A 17,340-nucleotide genomic window follows, 5' to 3' on the forward strand; every position below is an offset into this window, starting at 1 on the left:
GCCTGCTACTTCGGCGGCCGGGGGTGTAACCGCCGCGGTCTGGTGGGTGTTCCCGGGGGTGGCCTGCTACTTCGGCGGCCGGGGGTGTAACCGTGCCGGCCTGGCGGGTGTTCCCGGGACCAGCCCTCGCACCTCAGCCCGCAGGGATGTAGGCCCGGCGGGTGTTCCGGGGACCGTCGGCGACGGGATGTAACCGTGCCGGCCGGTGTTCCGGAGGCTGGCGGCTACGAGATGTGAACCGTGGCGGCCGGGCGAGGTGTTCCCGGGGCTGCCACACGCCGGAGCCCGGGGGCTGCGGCGGCATGCCATGTATAACGAACCCGGCCGGCCCCCGATTCCACCGCCAGGGTGACCCCAACCACCGGACGAAACCGTTCAGACGGAACAAACCGGCGGCCTGGCGCTCCCGCATGGTGGGCATCCGGCGGTGATCCACTCCATGTCGGCGATGTGGCGGTATCCGCCGGGCGGGATGCCGCCACATCGGCGATATGGAGTCGATCATGTTCGAGTCCGGTTCGCGCCGCAGGGGTCTCGCTCGCTTTTGCCAGGGAGAATTGGACAAAACCCCCACGTCGTCGATTTTCGGAGTGGGCTCGATCGGTGGCGACCCCCAACGCCGCCGTGGCGGTGGGAGTGAGCCGGCGGTGGGAGTGGAGACGGCGGGGCGGTTGGGCCGGGACGCACGGGTGGGGCAGCTCGACGCGCGAGCCGCCCCACCTCGCAGCGATGGGCGATGGGCGAGATCTGCCTGCTGGACGGGATCAGAACCCGAGGACGTCCCGCCCGCCGACCACTGGTAGGCGCAGTTCGCTGTCGTTCGGTGCGACCCGCAGTTCGGTGCCGCCCAACGGCAGCAGGGTGTACTCCTGGTCGCTGGAGAAGACGACCACGCCGATCCGGTGCCCAGCCGGGAAGATGTAGTCCTTCGGTTCCAGGGTCCACCGGTAGTCGTACAGTTTGCCCTGCTTGACCGGCTCGGTGCGGGCGGTGCTCTTGCGGTTCTGCGGGTCCATCCAGCCTCGGGTCACCACGGTCGGCGCGGCCGTCGACCCGGCCGGGCCGTAGTCGACCAGGTACGCGGTGAGGTTCGCGTCCGGCTTGTTGTCGATCGCCATCCGCAGCCGCATTTCCGGGCGTCCGGAGATGCGGACGTTCTGCGTCAGCGCGGGGGAGCGGTAGGCGAGTCGGTTGGCGCTGGCCGCGTCCGGGTTGGCGACCAGGGTGTCCGGGTGGATGGTCCGGCCCTCGTCGACGAAGCTCTGCTCCACCTTGGCCTTCGGCGGCTTGCCCGTGGTGAGCGAGCCCGGGGCGGTGGCGTCGGTGGCGGCGAACCGCAACCCGACCTCACGGGCGGCCGGGTCGGGCCAGTTGGCGTACGTGGTGTAGGCCCGGTCCTCGCGCTGCAGCACCGCGGTCGGCTCGTCCATGATGCCGTTGCGCACGTTCCACAACCAGAAGTCGAACCAGCGGTTCTCGGTCTGCTTGTAGGTCCACGTGTGGCCGTCCGGCAGGGTCACCGACGCGCTGCTGCCCGGGCCGCCGTGCCCGCCCTGGTGCAGCCAGATCTTGCGCGGTACGTCGTGCTTGGCGAGCTGGTCCCACCAGCCGGCGAAGTGCTCGGTCTTCACGTTCCAGTCGTTGAGGCCGTGCACGACGAAGACGCTGGCCTTGACGTTGCGGGCGTCGAGGTAATCGCGATCCTGCCAGTATTTCGAGTAGTCGCCGGTGACCCGGTCCTGCTTCTCGGTGATCTTCGCGAGCTCGTCGGCGCAGGGCCCTTCGGCGCGTGCCTGCCCCGCGGTGAACTGGGCCAGGATGTCGAGGTCCTCACCCTGGTACGTCCCGGGTGCGACGACCAGACCGTTGGCCCGGTAGTAGTCGTACCAGCTGCTGATCGCGGAGACCGGCACGATGGTCTTGAGTCCCTCGACCCCCGTGGTGGCCACCTGGTTGGGCAGCGTTCCGTTGTACGAGACACCGGTCATGCCGACCGCGCCGGTGGTCCAGCCGGCGGTGATCGGGGCGCCGTTCGCGTCGTACCCCTTGGCCCTGCCGTTGAGCCAGTCGATGACCGCCTTGGTGCCGAGGGTCTCGGCCTGGTCGCCGCTGGTCGGGCAGCCGTCCGAGTCGCCGGTGCCGACGCTCTGACCGAGCACGACCGCGTACCCGCGTGGCACGTAGTAGTCGTCCAGCGAGCCGGGCAGGTTGGCTTTCGCCTGGGCCCGTTGGGCGTCCGCGTCGAGCGCCCGACGGCTGGACCGGTCGGTGCGGCCGTTCTGCGGCAGGTCGTCGACCAGCACGCTCGGGTACGGCACGTCACCCCAGGTGTCCTTGCGGTAGGGGCTGTGCTCGAAGATGACCGGCACCTTGAAGCCCTGCGTGGCGGTCTCCCGGGGTCGGGAGATGTCGATCGCCACCTGGTCCAGTCGGCCGTCGTGATCGGTGTCCACCGGGGTTTGGACGAACACCCGTTCCTCGATCGCGTCGGCGAGCGAGAACACCGGCTGGGTCATGCCGTCGGCGACCACGATGCCGGTGGGTGTGGGCGCCGCGGGCGGGGCGGCAGCCGCTGTGGCGGCTGCGCTGAGGACCAGGGCGCCGGACACGCCGACGCTGAGTAGTGCCAGATGGCGGGGTCGACGCATGCGCGTCTCCCTTCGGTTGGGCTGGTTGCCGGGGGTCGGCAGGGGCCAATCTCGAAGATCCATTCGTCGTCATGCTAGGTCCGGGCCGACGTTCCGTCGATCCCTTCGGCCGGGGGTTACGTCTGCCGCCCACGATGGTGCGCCCCGCAGGGGCAGTCGGATCGACAGCGAACCGAGCCCCGACGGCGACACACTGCGGAAACGTGCGTCGCACGAGCCGGAAACCTGCGTCGCACGAGCCGGAAATCCCCGCCCCGGAGTTTTTCGAAGATCACGTACCCGCGCATATGATCTTGTTGGAAGTTGTCCGAAGAGGCACTTTCGTCCACTTAAGACTAGGAGCAAGATGCTCAGGAAAACACGGTGGCTGATGGCCGCCGCCGTCACGGCCACGGTGCTGACCGCTGTACCGGGCGGCACTGCCACGGCCGCGCCGAGCGGCATCGGTCGGGCCGGCACACCCGGCGCCTCCGTCGACGGAAAGACGCACACCGTCACCCTGTTGACCGGGGACGTGGTGACCGTACGGAGCACCGGATCGGGATGCCCGCAGGCCACGGTGCAGCCGGTCGACGCGAACGCGGTGATCCGCCAGACCTGCGGGCCGGACGGCCACCTGCACGTCATTCCCGCCCGCGTCGCCTCCCAGATCGGCTCGGTCCTCGACCCCGACCTCTTCGACGTCACCACGCTGATCGCGGACGGTTACGACGACGAGAACGCCACCGAGTTGCCGCTCATCGTGCAGCCCGCCACCGCGTCCGCCCGGGTGGCCGCACTCGGTGACGTGCTGTCGCTGCCCAGCATCGGTGCGGTGGCTGGCCGCGTACCCAAGAAGAGCCCGGCCACCGCGAAGCTGGCGACCAACTCGCTGCTCGCCGGCGCGAAGAAGGTCTGGCTCGACCGCAAGGTCCGCGCCACCGCGCTGACCAACGGCGGACAGAAGGGTGACCTCGACCCTAACCTGGGCCAGATCGCCGCACCCGACGCCTGGAAGGCCGGCTACACCGGCAAGGGAGTCACGGTCGCGGTGCTCGACAGCGGTGCCGACTTCACCCACCCGGACCTGGTCGGCCGGGTCGCCGACCGGGCCGACTTCAGCGCCGAGGGCGGTGACGCCGTCGACCACAACGGCCACGGTACGCACGTCGCCTCGACCATCGCCGGCACCGGCGCGGCCGCCCACGGCCAGCGTCGCGGCGTGGCGCCGGACGCGCAGTTGGTGATCGGCAAGGTCCTCGATGACCACGGCTCCGGCGAAGACTCTCAGATCATCGCCGGCATGGAGTGGGCCGCCACCCGGGCCGATGTCATCAACATGAGCCTCGGTGGCAGCGACGGCGACGACGGCAACGACCCGCTCTCGCTCGCCGTCGACGGTCTGAGCAAGTCCACCGGCGTGCTCTTCGTCATCGCCGCCGGCAACAGCGGCGGTGCGATCTCCTCGCCCGGCTCCGCCGCCACCGCGCTGACCGTCGGCGCCGTCGACCGTGACGACAAGCTCGCCGCCTTCTCCAGCCGCGGACCGCTGGTCACCAGCCACGTGGCCAAGCCGGAACTTGTCGCCCCCGGTGTCGACATCGTCGCCGCCCGTGCCGCCGGCACCAACCTGCAGGACCCGATCGACCAGTACTACGAGGGCAGCACCGGCACCTCGATGGCCAGCCCGCACGTCGCGGGTGCCGCTGCGCTGCTCGCCCAGCGGCACCCCGACTGGACCGGTGCGCAGCTCAAGGCCGCCCTCGTCGGTGCCGCCGACCCGCTGACCGGCGTCGACTCGTACGCCGTCGGGGCCGGCCGGCTCAACGCGGCCCGGGCCCTCGGCGGCCCGACCAGCAACCAGCCGGTGGTCAACCTCGGCACCTTCGTGTACCCGCAGTCCGGGACCAGCGAGGCGAAGCTGAGCTGGACCGGTGCGTCGAAGACGGCGACGGCCGTCCTCGACCTCGATGTGGCGGTGGTCAATCACACCGGCCAGCCGGTGCCGCGCGGCGCGGCATCGCTGTCGAACGACCGAGTGACGATCAAGGGCGGCGCCACCGCCGGCGCGACTCTCCGGATCAACCGCGCGGCGCTGGCGTCCCGGCCCGGCTTCTACCTGGCCACCGTCACCGCCCGCACCTCCGGCCACAAGTTGGTGTCGACGACACCGGTGAGCTTCTACGTCGAGCCGCCCAGCTATGACCTGACGATCCACACGAAGCCGATGCCCGGTCTCAAGGACGGCGCGGAGAGCTGGCTCGACGTCGTGATCACCAACCTCACCGACCCGGTGATCTACTACGGCGGGCCCAGCGGCACTCCCGGAGACACCTTCACCACGCGGGTGCCGGCCGGTCGGTACGCGGTCCTCGGCTCGTCGGTCGCCTACTACGTCGACAGCGACGTGCTGGAGTCGACGCTCGCCGGCGAGACCGACCTGAGCATCACCGGCAACCGGAGCATCACGCTCGACCCGGCGCGAGCCAAGCCGGTGACGGCGACGATCGACGGAGTCGCCACCACGGCCAGCAAGATCGACCTCACCAGTCTCCAGACCGCGCCGAACGGTCTGTCCTGGTCGAGCCAGATCAGCGCGTTCGGGGCCGGAACGACCGTACGCACCACTGCACTGCCGAAGCCCAGCGTCGGATCCCGGCGCAGCTGGGCGGCCGTCAACCTCGACTCGCCGGCCGGCACGGCCAAGCCGTACCGCTACAACGTGATCCACGAGTACCCGAACGGCGTACCTGTCGATCCCGCGTTCCGGGTGACCAAGGCGGAGCAGGCGAAGCTTGCCCGGATCGAGGAGCGGTTCCACCAGGCGGACTCGGAGGGGATGGTCACCCAACTGATCCGGACCGGCCTCACCCCCGACGGGCTGGGCCTCACCCAGACCACCGAAGGGAATCTGCCCCCGTACCGCACCGACTACCTTTCGCCCGGCTTCCTCTGGTCGGACGAGGGAGTTTACGGTGGCCTGTCGGCCCAGGAGGCGCCCCGCAGCTTCCAGCCGGGCAGTCGGCAGACGAAGGTCTGGGCGCGGCAGCCGCTGCACTCGGGGTTTTACGACGACCCGGCCGGTGCCGGTTGGAGTTGTGCCACCGCACCGTCGCGGACCCGGGGCAACCTGCACATCGACCTGGTGTCGCTGACCGACCAGCACCAGCGCGCCGACTGCCTGCAGGGCAACTCGATCGGCGTGAACCGCAAGCTGGCGCTGTACCGCGACGGCAAGCTGATCCAGGAGAGCGCCCTTCCGCTCGCCGACGTCACCGTGCCGCAGCAGATGGCGGACTACCGGCTGACCCTCGACGTCGACACGAGCCTGATCCTGCCGATCTCGACCAAGGTCAACACCTCGTGGACGTTCCGGTCCGCCGGGCCGGACGGGACCGGGAGTGTGCCGTTGCCGCTGCTCGCGGTGGACTACGCGCTGCCGATGGACACCAACAACCACGCCATCGGCGGGACGGCCGAGCTGACCGTCCGGCAGGCGCACGGTGTCAAGGCGCAAAAGGTCACGTCGTTCCAGGCCTGGACCTCGACGGACGACGGCGCCACCTGGACGTCGGCCCGGGTCACCGGGAACGGTGACGACTACCGGGTCGCGCTGCCGAAGGCCGCCTCCGGGCAGGCCGTCTCGCTGCGGGTGAAGGCCGCCGCCAACGGCGGCAGCAGCATCGACCAGACCATCATCCGGGCGTACCACGCCGGCTGATGGTCATCCCGCCGGTGCGGCCCGATCCCCCGACCGGGCCGCACCGGCACCCCGCCAGGTGCTCACCGCCCTGCCATGGATCCGTGGTGGCCTGAGGGTCACTGGCCCGTCCAGACCGCCTTCGCGCCGGAGTCGCCGGTACGGATCACGTAGTACACGGCGATGACGGCGGCCACCAGCGACAACACCTGCAACGTCAGGGTCAACGCCCGACCGCGTCGCCCGTCGTCGACGCCCGCCTCGGTGGCTTTCGTCGGGGCGGTCGTAGGCGGGACGAACCAGACCAGTGCCAGCGCCACGATCGCCAGCGCGATGGTGGCCCAGAGCGTGTCGTCACCGAAACCCTGGTGCGTCTCCAACGTGGGAACGAATTCGGGCGTGACCCGGTTGGCGGCACGCATGCGGTCGAAGAAGGCATCGCCGGAGAGCTTCGCCAGCAGCGCGAAGACCGGTGCGCCCAGGGCCAACAGCCCCAGCACCCAGCGGGTGTGCGGCCGGATCGGCGCGACGAGCGCGTAGCCGATCGTCAGGAGGGCCAGCAGCGGCACGAACACGACTGCGGCGTGCACCACCAGAGGGTGGGCAGGGATGCCCATGAACTCCTCGAACATCGGCGTCTCCTCCGTTGGCGTCGGTTGGACGTCGATCGTCCAGGAATGGACGGTATCGGTACCGCAAGCACGTGTCATCCCCCGCACCGCACCGCGGCCAGGCCGACGCCGTCCGCTAGCGCCTGCATGCCGTTGTCGTTCGGGTGGAGATCCTCCCGGTTGACAGAATCAGTGCGGGCTCTTACCGAAATTGCTGCCCAGGGCGGTCGGCGCGGCGCAGCGCAACTCGCCCGCGCCGGCGGCAGCGATGCCCCATGCGGCTGAGCGTGATCCGCGGCGGCCACTTCTCGGACTCAGGTCATCGCCGCCCGCACGCCCAGGCCGAGCAGGATCGCACCGGTCAGCCGATCGAACAGGCGCCGCACATTCGCCCTGCGGAGCAGCCGGGCGGCGGCGCCGGAGACCGCCGTCCAACCGGCGAGCCAGCAGGTGTGCAGGGCGGCGTGTGCCGTGGCGAGGAGCAGCATCGGCACCAGCACCGGTCGGCCCGGTTCGAGGAACTGTGGTGCGAGGGTGAGGTAGACGGCGGCGGCCTTGGGATTCAGGACGTTGCCGAGCAGCCCCTGCAGGTAGGGGTGGTGGACGCGCCACGGCAGCCTCCGGGCCCGCACCGTCGGCGGCGGCCCGGTGGGGCGGCGGGCCGCGGACCAGAGCAGCCAGATCCCGAGCCCCACCAGGTAACCGGCGCCGACCAGCTTGACGACCCAGAACGCCTGCGACGAGCGGAGCACCAACGCGGCCAGGCCGACGGCGGCCAGGGTGGCATGTACGTAGAGCCCGGTGACCGTACCGAGGATCACCCACCAGCCCTGCCGCCGCCCGCCGGTGGCGACCCGCGAGACGACAAGCGTCAGGCTCGCCCCCGGAGTGGCGGTGATCGGCGCGACGGCGACCAGGAAACCGAGCACTGCTACTCCCTGCATGCTCAGACCACCACCCGGTAGTGGGTGGTGAGCAGCCCGGTGTCGTCGTAGACGTGGAACGCGACGCCGGGCGGCTGGGTCTGAGTGGTCAGCCGCCCCTCGCCCTCCCAGGGCATCCGGAGGGTGGACACCACGCCCGGCGCGATCCGCAGTGGGCGGCCGGCGAAGGTGCTCGCGGCGGCGGTGTGGAAATGCCCGGTCAGCACGGCGACGACCTGCGGGTGGGCGGCGACCAGCTCGGCCAGGGGATCGGCGGGCAGCAGCCGCGTCGGGTCGATGACCGGGTGGTGCAGCACCACCGGCGGATGGTGGAAGGCGATGAACGTCGGCGTTTCGGCCGGCACCGAGCCCAGTTCGTCGGCGAGCCACGTCATCGTCTCGTCGTCCAGGTGACCGTCGTCCTCGCCCGGCACCGACGAGTCGGCGAGGAGGAAGACCGCGCCGGCCACGTCGTGACGGGCGTTGATCGGGCCGGCGCCGCCGCGGTCGTCACCGAGCAGACCCTTGCGGTACGCGTCGCGCACATCGTGGTTGCCGGGGCAGACCAGGACCGGCAGCGAGGAGTCGAAGAGCCGTGCGGCCAACTCGTACTCGGCCACCTCGCCGTGGTCGGCGATGTCCCCGGTGATCAGGATCGCGTCGACCGGTCGTGGCAGGGAGCGCAGGTAGTCCATGACCCGGGCGGTCCGCTCGGCCGATCGGGGATGGCTGTCGAGGTGGGTGTCACTGAGATGGGCGATGACCAGCACGAAGGTTCTCCTAATGGCTATTACCGTTGAAGCCATTAGGGAAGCTACTCTGGGCCAGGTCGGCCGCACAAGCCGGAACGGAAGGAGAGCCCATGTCACCGCAGCTCGCGCTCGCCCTGGTCAGCACGATCCGGCACGACGGCAACGGTGGGGTCGCCGACGACCTCGGCGATGTCGACGGCCTGACCGCCTGGCTCCGCCAGCAGGCCGAGCCACTGCGGCAGTACGTCGGCGGGCTCGACGCCGTCGCCAGCACCGCCGACGAGCAGACCCGTCTCGACGTGGTGGCGGTGCGGCGTGCCGCACGTACCCTCTTCGCGGTGGCGGTGCGACCGGGACCGCCGAGCCGGGCCGACTCCTCCTCGCTGCTCTCCCCGCCGGAGGCGGTCAGCCGGCTCAACCAGGCTGCCGCGGCGCTGCCGGTCCGGCCGGTGCTGAGCTGGGCGCAGGAGGGGACGCCGACACTCACCTGGCAGGGCGAGGCGGTCGACCCGCGAGTGCGGCTCACCGCAGGGCTGGCCCGCGCGGCCATCGAGTTCCTCGCCAGCCCCGCCCGCGACGAACTGCGCGCCTGCCCCGCGCCGCGCTGCGTCCGCTACTTCGTCAAGGACCACCCGCGGCAGGAGTGGTGCAAACCCTCCTGCGGCAACCGGGCCCGCGTCGCGCGGCACTACCAGCGTCGTGCCGAAGCCCGGTAACCGACGCTCTCAGCCGCGCGAACGCGGCAGGCAGTCCTTCTTGTACTTCAGACCCGAACCGCACCAGCAGGCGTCGTTGCGCTCTGGTGGCCAGGGGATCCGCGCACTGGGCCGAGCCGACACCTCGGCCGCGTAGCCCGCCCGGACCGCCACGTCGGCCGGGTCGCCGTCGCGTCGACCGGCGAACGCGTTCAACCCGGCCACGGTCGCGGTGAACACGCCCAACCCGGCCTGACCGGCACCCGTCAGACGGACCAGCTCCTTCTCCAGCAGGCCCCGGTGCGCGTCCCAGTCCGACCCGTACACCTCGGCGAGCGAGGGGTGCTCGGAGAGCAGCCGATCGAACTCGGCCCGAGGCCAGAAGAGCAGATCCGACTCGGCGCCCCTGCGCTCCCCGGCCCGACGGACGAGCTGGGTCTCCAACCGGTCCGACAGATCGTCCTGCCGGTCGTGCGGCAGGTTGAGATCCCGGCGTACCCGATGCCGTTGTTGGAGCAGGAAGAAGAGGACACCCGGCGCGTCCGGCGGACCCAGCTCCACCACCGGGTCGATCGCGGTGCTGGCCGGCCCGGACGCCCCGGCCGCGGCCGCCCGCTCACCGAGCAGGGTGTCGACCGCCTCGCTCAACCACGTCTCGGCGGTCGACGAACGTCCACTGGCGTCCAACGCGGCACTGACGTAGGCGGGGGCGTCGGGCTGCACGAGTAGCAGCGGGCGCAGCGCGGTCAACTCCGCCATCGCCTCGTCGTCACGACCACCGGCCCGGAACAGGGCCCGCGCCCGCAGCGCCCGGGCGAACCCGGCCCGGGGGTCGTCCCCGGACGGGTACGCCGCCAGAGCCTGCTCCGCGTACCGCAACGCGGCATCGGGTCTCGCCCGGATCTCGGCGATCTCGGCGGCCAGGGTCAGCGCGTCCCCGGCGTCGTCCGGATCCTCCAACCGGCCCTGCTCGGCCGCCTCGGCGAGCTCGGCGGCGACACCGAGCGGATTGGCCGTCCCGAGTGCCGAGCGGCGAAGTTCGGCGAGGTCAGCCTTGGTGAGTACGTCTTTCGTCGACACGAACTCACGGTACGTCGGGGTGCTTCTGCCCGGCCCGAGTATGGCCATCTGGTATCAGCCGTGTCGCCCGGGCCGCTGCGCGGTCAGTGGCGGTTGTGCCGGTGAGCGGTATGACTCTGAGGTATAGATATACCTCAGAGTCATACCGCTCATTGCGGTGTCCGTGCGCGCGGACGTCACGCTGCGTAGCGTCCGTTGCCCCAGACCGCCTTCGCACCAGAGCCACGCGACCGCCACGACCACTGCAAGCATCGATGCCGAGCTGCGCCTGGCGCGGCGGCCTGGCCCGTGACCGGAAGCCGCCGCACCGCGCGTATTTCCCGGGCGCTTGTGTGCATTAAATGCTTTCCATCGTCAATATAATAACTGTTCCTAGGGCCTATCGAGTGGGCGGCAGCATGCCGCCGCTGGCGTTTCTCGGATTGGCATTTTACGGCATTGTTGCGTCATGAAGATCCGTTACGGGCGGTGATGGAAATATGTTGCCCAGGTCAACCTTGTTCTCGACGGACGAGCGCATTGATGCATTGAACTGCGGTTACCTCAACGGCTGGCCATCGACGCCGGTGGCGATAGGTCACCCTGACTACCCTGTGTAACCAGGTAACTGCTGCACTGCAATCGCTGGCGGAAAGCGGAGCGTGGGGGCCTGAAAGGTTGATCGGGAGCGGCGTCCACGTTATAAACCTGTAACAAGACGGAAGCACTGGGAAATCATTTGCCCGGCTAACGTTCTGCAACTAGAGCCGCCATCCGACGGAAAACCCGTTCGGGTGGCGGTGCCATGTGTCAGCACGATGAGGAGGTCGTCCCGCGTGGAGCCGATGGTCACGGAGCCCCAGGTGCTCCGCGCCGGAGAGCCGGACGACGGACGGGTGCAGAGCGCGACGTCGCCCGCCCCGGTCCGGACGGTCAGCAAGTCGCCGACCCGGATCGCCCTGGCCCGGCTACGCCGCGACCGGATCGCGATGATCTGTGCCGCGATCTGTGCCGTGTACGTCCTGATCGCGATCTTCGCGCCGCTGCTCGCCGGGCTGGAGGGGCAGAACGCCAGCGACCTGCACCAGAACCTGATCGACGAGTTCGGCTTCCCGACGATCGGGTCGACCGGCGAACACTGGTTCGGGGTGGAGCCCCGCCTGGGCCGCGACCTCTTCGCCCGCTGGGTGTACGGCGCCCGCCCGTCGCTCATCGTCGCCGTCGCGGTCACCACGATCACCACGATCATCGGCGTGGTCGTGGGCCTGGTCGCCGGCTTCTCCGGCGGCTGGGTCGACCGGGTGCTCTCCTGGCTGATCGACCTGGTACTCAGCCTGCCGTACCTGCTCTTCGCGATCGCGAGCTCCGCCGTCCTGGTCGCGATCTTCGGCGGCGCCGGCGGCGCCGGCTCCGAGGACGTCGCCCAGATCCGCTTCGTCTCGCTGATCTGCGTGCTGTCGTTCTTCGGCTGGGCCAGCCTCGCCCGCCTGGTCCGGGGGCAGGTGCTCTCCCTGCGTGAGCGTGAGTTCGTCGCGGCGGCCAAGGTGCTCGGCATCCCGACCCGGCAGGTGCTCTTCAAGGAGCTGCTGCCGAACCTGGTGGCACCGATCGTCGTCTCCGTGTCGCTGGCCCTGCCCGGCTACGTGGTGGCCGAGGCCGGTCTGACGGTGCTGGGAGCCGGGCTGATCGAGCCCACCCCGTCCTGGGGCCTGACGATCTCCGCCGCCACCACCTACTACCGGGCGGATCCGCTCTACCTGTGGCTGCCCGTACTCGGCATCACGATCCTGGTGCTCGCCCTGAGCCTGCTCGGCGACGCCGTGCGCGACGCCTTCGATCCCCGGACCCGTCGATGAGGACGCCCTGGGCTGGAGGGGAAACACGGACCCCGCACGTCGGAGGTCCGCTGACTGAAAGAAAAGACAGGAGTATGTCTGTGAGGCAACTCAAGGTTGGTCTCGCCGCCGCGCTGGCCGCCACCATGGCGGTGGCCGGCTGCGGCAGCCCTTCGTCGAACAACGGCAGCAGCGACGGGGGCGGCGCCAAGGGCATCGAGACCCAGGAGAGCGCGTTCGACCCGACCGCCAAGGGCCCAGCGGCCGAGGTGCCCGGCGCCAAGAAGGGCGGCGTCATCACGGTCTTCTCCCAGGTGACCCCGAACACGTTCGACCCGACCGACACCTACTACGCCGACGCGCTGGCGATCGAGAAGCTGATCTTCCGCAGCCCGACCCAGTTCGCGATCCGCAACGGCAAGCCGGTGCTCGTGCCGGACCTGACCGACCTCGGCACCGTCTCGTCGGACAAGCTGACCTGGACGTTCAAGATGCAGTCGGGCATCAAGTACGCCGACGGCAGCGAGGTCAAGGTCGAGGACCTGGCGTACGCGATCAAGCGTTCGTTCGCCCACGACGTGTTCGCCAACGGCCCGACGTACCAGCTGACGACCTTCAAGGACGGCGACAAGTACAAGGGCCCCTACGCCGGCGGCGACTCCTTCGCCGGTGTGGAGACCCCGGACCCGACCACGCTGGTCGTCCACCTGGCCCGGCCGTTCGCGGACCTGCCCCTCTACCTGACCTTCCCGGTGTTCACGCCGATCCCGAAGGCCAAGGACACCAAGGAAAACTACAAGAACAACCCCCTCGCGACCGGGCCGTACCAGTTCGACACCTACACCCCGGGCACCGAGCTGAAGCTGAAGAAGAACCCGAACTGGGACCCGAACACCGACGCGGTGCGGCACCAGTACCCGGACGGCTTCGACTTCAAGTGGGGCGGCGAGGACCCGAAGACCCAGCAGCAGGTGCTCAACAGCGCCGGCGAGGACGCCAACGCGCTCAACTCCTACTCCATCGACGCCTCGGTGATCCCGCAGGTGTCCGGGGACAAGAAGGCCCAGCTGATCCAGGGCGAGCAGCCCTGCACCTACTCGGTGCAGCTGGACACCCGCAAGATCCCGCTGGAGGTGCGCAAGGCGATCGCCAAGGCGTACCCGTACGACCAGCTCAACAAGGCCGGCGGCCTGAACAGCTTCAACTCGCAGCCGGCCAGCACCGTCCTGCCGCCGAGCGTGCCGGGCTACACCAAGTACGACCCGCTGCCGGGCCTGAGCGGTGTCGGCCAGGGCGACCCGGCCGGGGCCAAGGCCGACCTGGAGGCGGCCGGCAAGGTCGGCTTCGAGCTCAGCTGGTACTACGACAACACCAAGCCGGTCCCGCAGCAGACCAACCAGATCCGGGTCGACGCGTTGAAGGCGGCCGGCTTCACCGTGAAGCCGATCGGTGTCACCACCGCCGAGCTGCGCTCCAAGATCGCTGACTACGACGCCCCGGTCAACATGGGCCAGGCGCCGCAGGGTTGGTGCTCGGACTGGCCGAGTGGCGGCAGCTGGTTCCCGGTGCTCTTCCAGTCGCACAGCGTCGAAGACGGAACCGCCTGGGGCATGCTCACCGACAAGGCGCTGGACGCCAAGATCGACGAGATCGGCAACCTCCCGGCCGACCAGGCCGTCGCCAAGTGGGGTGAGCTGGACAAGGAGATCATGGGCAAGTACGTGGCCCTGCCGCGCTACTACGGCAAGCTCGCCTTCGTCATCGGCACGAACATCGGTGGCGCCGAGGGCGACGCCTCCGCAGGTGAGCCGTTCTACCTGAACATGTTCCTGAAGAACTGACCTTCCGCACTCCCCATCGTGGACGCCGGCCGGCCTCCGGCATCGCGCCGGCCGGCGTCCACCCCTCTCCCCGTTTCGGCTTGGGCTCCCAGCCCCGGCCCGCTGCCACCAGGAGCCTCGGCGGTGCTCATCTACATCCTGCGACGGATCGCCAGCGCGGTCTCCGTCGTCATCGTGACGCTTGTCGCCAGCTTCGGGCTGTTCTTCGTCGCGCCCACCGACCCGGCCGGGACGATCTGCGGCCAGCGCTGCACCCCGGAGCGCTACGCCGACATCAGCGCCAGCCTCAACCTCGACGAGCCCGTCGTGCAGCAGGTCGGCGACTATCTCAAGGGGCTCGCGGTCGGGCGGACGTACCACTCCGGTGGTGCCGCCATCGACTGCGACGCGCCCTGCCTCGGCTACTCGTACACCCTCGGCCAGCCGGTGACCAAGCTGATCGGGCAGGCACTGCCGATCACCGTCTCGATCGTCCTCGGCGGCGCGGTGGTGTACCTGATCATCGGCATCCTCGCCGGCGTCGTCGCGGCCCGAAGACGAGGCACCTACCTGGACCGGCTCATGGTCGGCACCTCGCTCGGGATCAACGCCGTGCCGTACTTCGTGGTGGCGCTGCTCGTCTCGCTGTACGCGACGTTCCTGCCGCACTCCGCCTACCACCCGTTGCTGGAGAATCCGCTCACCTGGGCGGGCGGGCTGCTGGCCGCCTGGCTGACGCTCGGCCTGGCCAACGCCGCCTCGTACACCCGCTACTCGCGAGCGTCCATGATCGAGACGCTGGGCGAGGACTACATCCGCACCGCCCGCGCGAAGGGCATCAGCGAGCGCCGGGTGGTCTACCGCCACGGCCTGCGCGCCGCGATCACCCCGATCGCCACCATCTTCGGCGTCGACCTGGCGATCCAGTTGACCGGAGCGATCTTCACCGAGGCGATGTTCGGGTTGCCCGGCCTCGGCGTGCTGACCCTGCGCGCGTTCAACCAGTACGACCTGCCGGTGCTGATGGCCGGCGTGCTGGTCGGCTCGGTGGTGCTCGTCGTGATGAACCTGCTCGTCGACATCCTCTACACGATTCTCGACCCGCGAGTGAGGCTGGGATGACCGAACCGCACCTGCTGTCGACCCCGGACCGGCGGCCCGACACGGTCTCCCGCACCCGCCGGGTCGCCGGTGACCGCACCGAAGGGCAGTCCTACCTGGAGGTCAAGGACCTCACCGTCACCTTCCCGACCGCCGACGGCCTCGTGCGGGCGGTGCAGGGACTCAGCTACTCGCTGCCGCTGGGCCGCACCCTCGCCGTGGTCGGCGAATCCGGCTCCGGCAAGAGCGTGTCCAGCATGGCCATCATGGGCCTGCACGACCCGCGCAGCACCCGGATGACCGGCTCGATCACGGTCGGCGGCGAGGAGATCGTCGGCATGCCGCCGGCCGAACTCCGCAAGCGGCGGGGCGCCAACGCCGCGATGATCTTCCAGGACCCGCAGTCGTCGCTGCACCCGTACTTCACCGTCGGTGACCAGATCATCGAGGCGTACCGGGCGCACCACCGCGTGTCCAAGCGGGTGGCCCGGGACCGGGCGGTCGACATGCTCGGCCGGGTCGGCATCCCCAACCCGCGCCGCCGCCTGGACGACTACCCGCACCAGTTCTCCGGCGGCATGCGGCAACGCGCGATGATCGCGATGGCGCTGGTCAACGACCCCAAGCTGCTGATCGCCGACGAGCCCACCACCGCCCTGGACGTCACCGTGCAGGCGCAGATCCTCGACCTGATCATGGAACTGCAGCAGGACTTCGGCTCGGCGGTCCTCTTCATCACCCACGACCTCGGTGTCGTCGCCGAGATCGCCGACGACGTGCTGGTCATGTACGGCGGACGCGGCGTCGAGTACGGCCGGGCCGAGTCGATCCTCGGCCAGCCACTGCACCCGTACACCTGGGGTCTGCTGGAGAGCATCCCGGCGGTCTCCGGCGAACCGGCCCGGCTGCACCCCATCCCCGGCACGCCGCCCAGCCTGCTCGCGCTGCCCAGCGGCTGCTCGTTCCACCCGCGGTGCGAGTTCGCCGGCCGGGTGCCCGGTTGCACCGTCGACCTTCCCGAGTTGGTCTCCCGCACGGCGGACACCACCCGGGCCTCCCGCTGCCACCTGACCGACCCGGCCGGGATCTTCGAGACCGACATCCTGCCCCGGCTGCCCTGAAGGAGCACGAGTTGACCACCACGACCGACACCGCGACCCGTCCGGTGCCCGCCGAGCAGCCGGGCGGACCGGGGGCGCCGCTGCTGGAGCTGCGGGATCTCCAGATGCACTTCACCGCCCGGGGCGACGGATGGTTCGGCCGCGAGGCTCACCAGATCCGGGCCGTCGACGGGGTGTCGCTGCAACTGCGCGCGGGCGAGACGCTCGGCCTGGTCGGCGAATCCGGATGTGGCAAGACCACCACCGGCCGCATGATCACCCGGCTGCTGGAGCCGACCGGCGGGCAGGTCCTCTACCAGGGCACCGACATCACACACCTGAAGGAAAAGGACCTGCGCCCGTACCGGCGGGAGTTGCAGCTGATCTTCCAGGACCCGTACTCGTCGCTCAACCCGCGGCACACGGTGGGCACGATCATCGGGGCGCCCCTGCGGGTGCACAACCTCGTGCCCAAGGGCAAGGAGCTGGACCGGGTACGCGAGTTGCTGGAGGTGGTGGGCCTCAACCCCGAGCACTACAACCGGTACCCGCACGAGTTCTCCGGCGGCCAACGGCAGCGCATCGGCATCGCCCGCGCGCTGGCCGTACAGCCCAAGGTGATCGTCGCCGACGAACCGGTCAGCGCCCTCGACGTGTCGATCCAGGCGCAGGTGATGAACCTCCTCGAAGACCTGCGCAAGGAATTCAACATCGCGTTCGTCTTCATCGCGCACGACCTGGGCGTGGTCCGGCACTTCTGCGACCGGGTGGCGGTCATGTACCTCGGTCGGGTCGCCGAGATCGCCGACCGCGACACGCTCTACGGCGCCCCGCAGCACCCGTACACCCAGGCGTTGCTCTCCGCCGTACCCGACCTGGGAGTCGTCCGCGGAGGTGCGCCGAAGTCGCGGATCCGGCTGGCCGGCGACGTTCCCGGTCCGATGGACCCGCCGACCGGCTGCCGGTTCCGCAGCCGCTGCTGGAAGGCCGAGGACGTCTGCGCCACCACCACCCCGCCGCTGCTACAGGTGGGCGACGGGCACGCGGCGGCCTGCCACTTCGCCGGCACACTGGAGGAGCCGACCGCCGCAACGGCGGCCTGATTGCCGGCCGGGCG

At 70.0% G+C, this 17,340-nt stretch carries 12 protein-coding genes; 7 read left to right on the forward strand and 5 right to left on the reverse strand.

The window, feature by feature from the left end; translation table 11 throughout:
* Nucleotides 1-764: 764 nt before the first annotated feature.
* The gene (locus C7C45_RS28400; RefSeq protein ID WP_110567165.1) at nt 765-2,648 is read right to left on the reverse strand and encodes a Xaa-Pro dipeptidyl-peptidase; all 1,884 of its coding nucleotides are present in this window, start codon (nt 2,646-2,648) and stop codon (nt 765-767) included.
* A gap of 346 nt (nt 2,649-2,994) precedes the next feature.
* On the opposite strand from C7C45_RS28400, the gene C7C45_RS28405 reads away from it, so the two are divergent.
* Nucleotides 2,995-6,348: a S8 family serine peptidase gene (locus C7C45_RS28405; protein ID WP_244200613.1), complete on the forward strand. Its 3,354-nt coding sequence runs from the start codon at nt 2,995-2,997 to the stop codon at nt 6,346-6,348.
* 98 nt (nt 6,349-6,446) lie between these two features.
* On the opposite strand, the gene C7C45_RS28410 is transcribed toward C7C45_RS28405, so the two are convergent.
* The 3 genes from C7C45_RS28410 to C7C45_RS28420 all read right to left on the reverse strand — a co-directional run bounded on the left by C7C45_RS28410 (nt 6,447) and on the right by C7C45_RS28420 (nt 8,631).
* Nucleotides 6,447-6,959: a DUF2231 domain-containing protein gene (locus tag C7C45_RS28410; RefSeq protein ID WP_110567170.1), complete on the reverse strand. Its 513-nt coding sequence runs from the start codon at nt 6,957-6,959 to the stop codon at nt 6,447-6,449.
* A gap of 293 nt (nt 6,960-7,252) precedes the next feature.
* Nucleotides 7,253-7,882 (reverse strand): LysE family translocator, encoded by a 630-nt coding sequence (locus C7C45_RS28415; protein ID WP_110567171.1) that lies wholly within the window; start codon nt 7,880-7,882, stop codon nt 7,253-7,255.
* A gap of 2 nt (nt 7,883-7,884) precedes the next feature.
* The gene (locus tag C7C45_RS28420; protein ID WP_110567174.1) at nt 7,885-8,631 is read right to left on the reverse strand and encodes a metallophosphoesterase; all 747 of its coding nucleotides are present in this window, start codon (nt 8,629-8,631) and stop codon (nt 7,885-7,887) included.
* A gap of 92 nt (nt 8,632-8,723) precedes the next feature.
* Here C7C45_RS28420 and C7C45_RS28425 point away from each other — a divergent pair, with 92 nt between their 5' ends.
* Nucleotides 8,724-9,329, forward strand: a complete 606-nt coding sequence (locus C7C45_RS28425) for a CGNR zinc finger domain-containing protein (protein ID WP_110567176.1) — start codon at nt 8,724-8,726, stop codon at nt 9,327-9,329.
* 9 nt (nt 9,330-9,338) lie between these two features.
* Here the strand turns inward: C7C45_RS28425 and C7C45_RS28430 are convergent, their stop codons facing one another.
* Nucleotides 9,339-10,388 (reverse strand): SEC-C metal-binding domain-containing protein, encoded by a 1,050-nt coding sequence (locus C7C45_RS28430; RefSeq protein WP_244200614.1) that lies wholly within the window; start codon nt 10,386-10,388, stop codon nt 9,339-9,341.
* A gap of 824 nt (nt 10,389-11,212) precedes the next feature.
* On the opposite strand from C7C45_RS28430, the gene C7C45_RS28435 reads away from it, so the two are divergent.
* The 5 genes from C7C45_RS28435 to C7C45_RS28455 all read left to right on the forward strand — a co-directional run bounded on the left by C7C45_RS28435 (nt 11,213) and on the right by C7C45_RS28455 (nt 17,326).
* Nucleotides 11,213-12,223: an ABC transporter permease gene (locus tag C7C45_RS28435; RefSeq protein WP_110567259.1), complete on the forward strand. Its 1,011-nt coding sequence runs from the start codon at nt 11,213-11,215 to the stop codon at nt 12,221-12,223.
* Between the two features lie 80 nt (nt 12,224-12,303).
* Nucleotides 12,304-14,043: an ABC transporter substrate-binding protein gene (locus C7C45_RS28440; protein WP_208641410.1), complete on the forward strand. Its 1,740-nt coding sequence runs from the start codon at nt 12,304-12,306 to the stop codon at nt 14,041-14,043.
* Between the two features lie 123 nt (nt 14,044-14,166).
* On the forward strand, nt 14,167-15,144 hold the full coding sequence (locus tag C7C45_RS28445) for an ABC transporter permease (protein ID WP_110567180.1): 978 nt from the start codon (nt 14,167-14,169) through the stop codon (nt 15,142-15,144).
* Complete coding sequence (locus C7C45_RS28450; protein ID WP_110567182.1) at nt 15,141-16,244, forward strand: ABC transporter ATP-binding protein; 1,104 nt, start codon at nt 15,141-15,143, stop codon at nt 16,242-16,244. The genes C7C45_RS28445 and C7C45_RS28450 overlap by 4 nt, the downstream gene beginning before the upstream one ends.
* Nucleotides 16,245-16,255: 11 nt before the next feature.
* Nucleotides 16,256-17,326 (forward strand): ABC transporter ATP-binding protein, encoded by a 1,071-nt coding sequence (locus C7C45_RS28455; protein WP_425271180.1) that lies wholly within the window; start codon nt 16,256-16,258, stop codon nt 17,324-17,326.
* The last annotated feature ends 14 nt before the right edge of the window (nt 17,327-17,340 follow it).

Source organism: Micromonospora arborensis, from assembly GCF_003205615.1.
Classification (GTDB): domain Bacteria; phylum Actinomycetota; class Actinomycetes; order Mycobacteriales; family Micromonosporaceae; genus Micromonospora; species Micromonospora arborensis.

Excerpts from the sequence above, each read along its gene's own strand:
- C7C45_RS28400 (WP_110567165.1), bottom strand. The coding sequence starts at position 2,648 with ATGCGTCGACCCCGCCATCTGGCACTACTCAGCGTCGGCGTGTCCGGC.
- C7C45_RS28405 (WP_244200613.1), top strand. The coding sequence starts at position 2,995 with ATGCTCAGGAAAACACGGTGGCTGATGGCCGCCGCCGTCACGGCCACG.
- C7C45_RS28410 (WP_110567170.1), bottom strand. The coding sequence starts at position 6,959 with ATGTTCGAGGAGTTCATGGGCATCCCTGCCCACCCTCTGGTGGTGCAC.
- C7C45_RS28415 (WP_110567171.1), bottom strand. The coding sequence starts at position 7,882 with ATGCAGGGAGTAGCAGTGCTCGGTTTCCTGGTCGCCGTCGCGCCGATC.
- C7C45_RS28425 (WP_110567176.1), top strand. The coding sequence starts at position 8,724 with ATGTCACCGCAGCTCGCGCTCGCCCTGGTCAGCACGATCCGGCACGAC.
- C7C45_RS28435 (WP_110567259.1), top strand. The coding sequence starts at position 11,213 with ATGGTCACGGAGCCCCAGGTGCTCCGCGCCGGAGAGCCGGACGACGGA.
- C7C45_RS28450 (WP_110567182.1), top strand. The coding sequence starts at position 15,141 with ATGACCGAACCGCACCTGCTGTCGACCCCGGACCGGCGGCCCGACACG.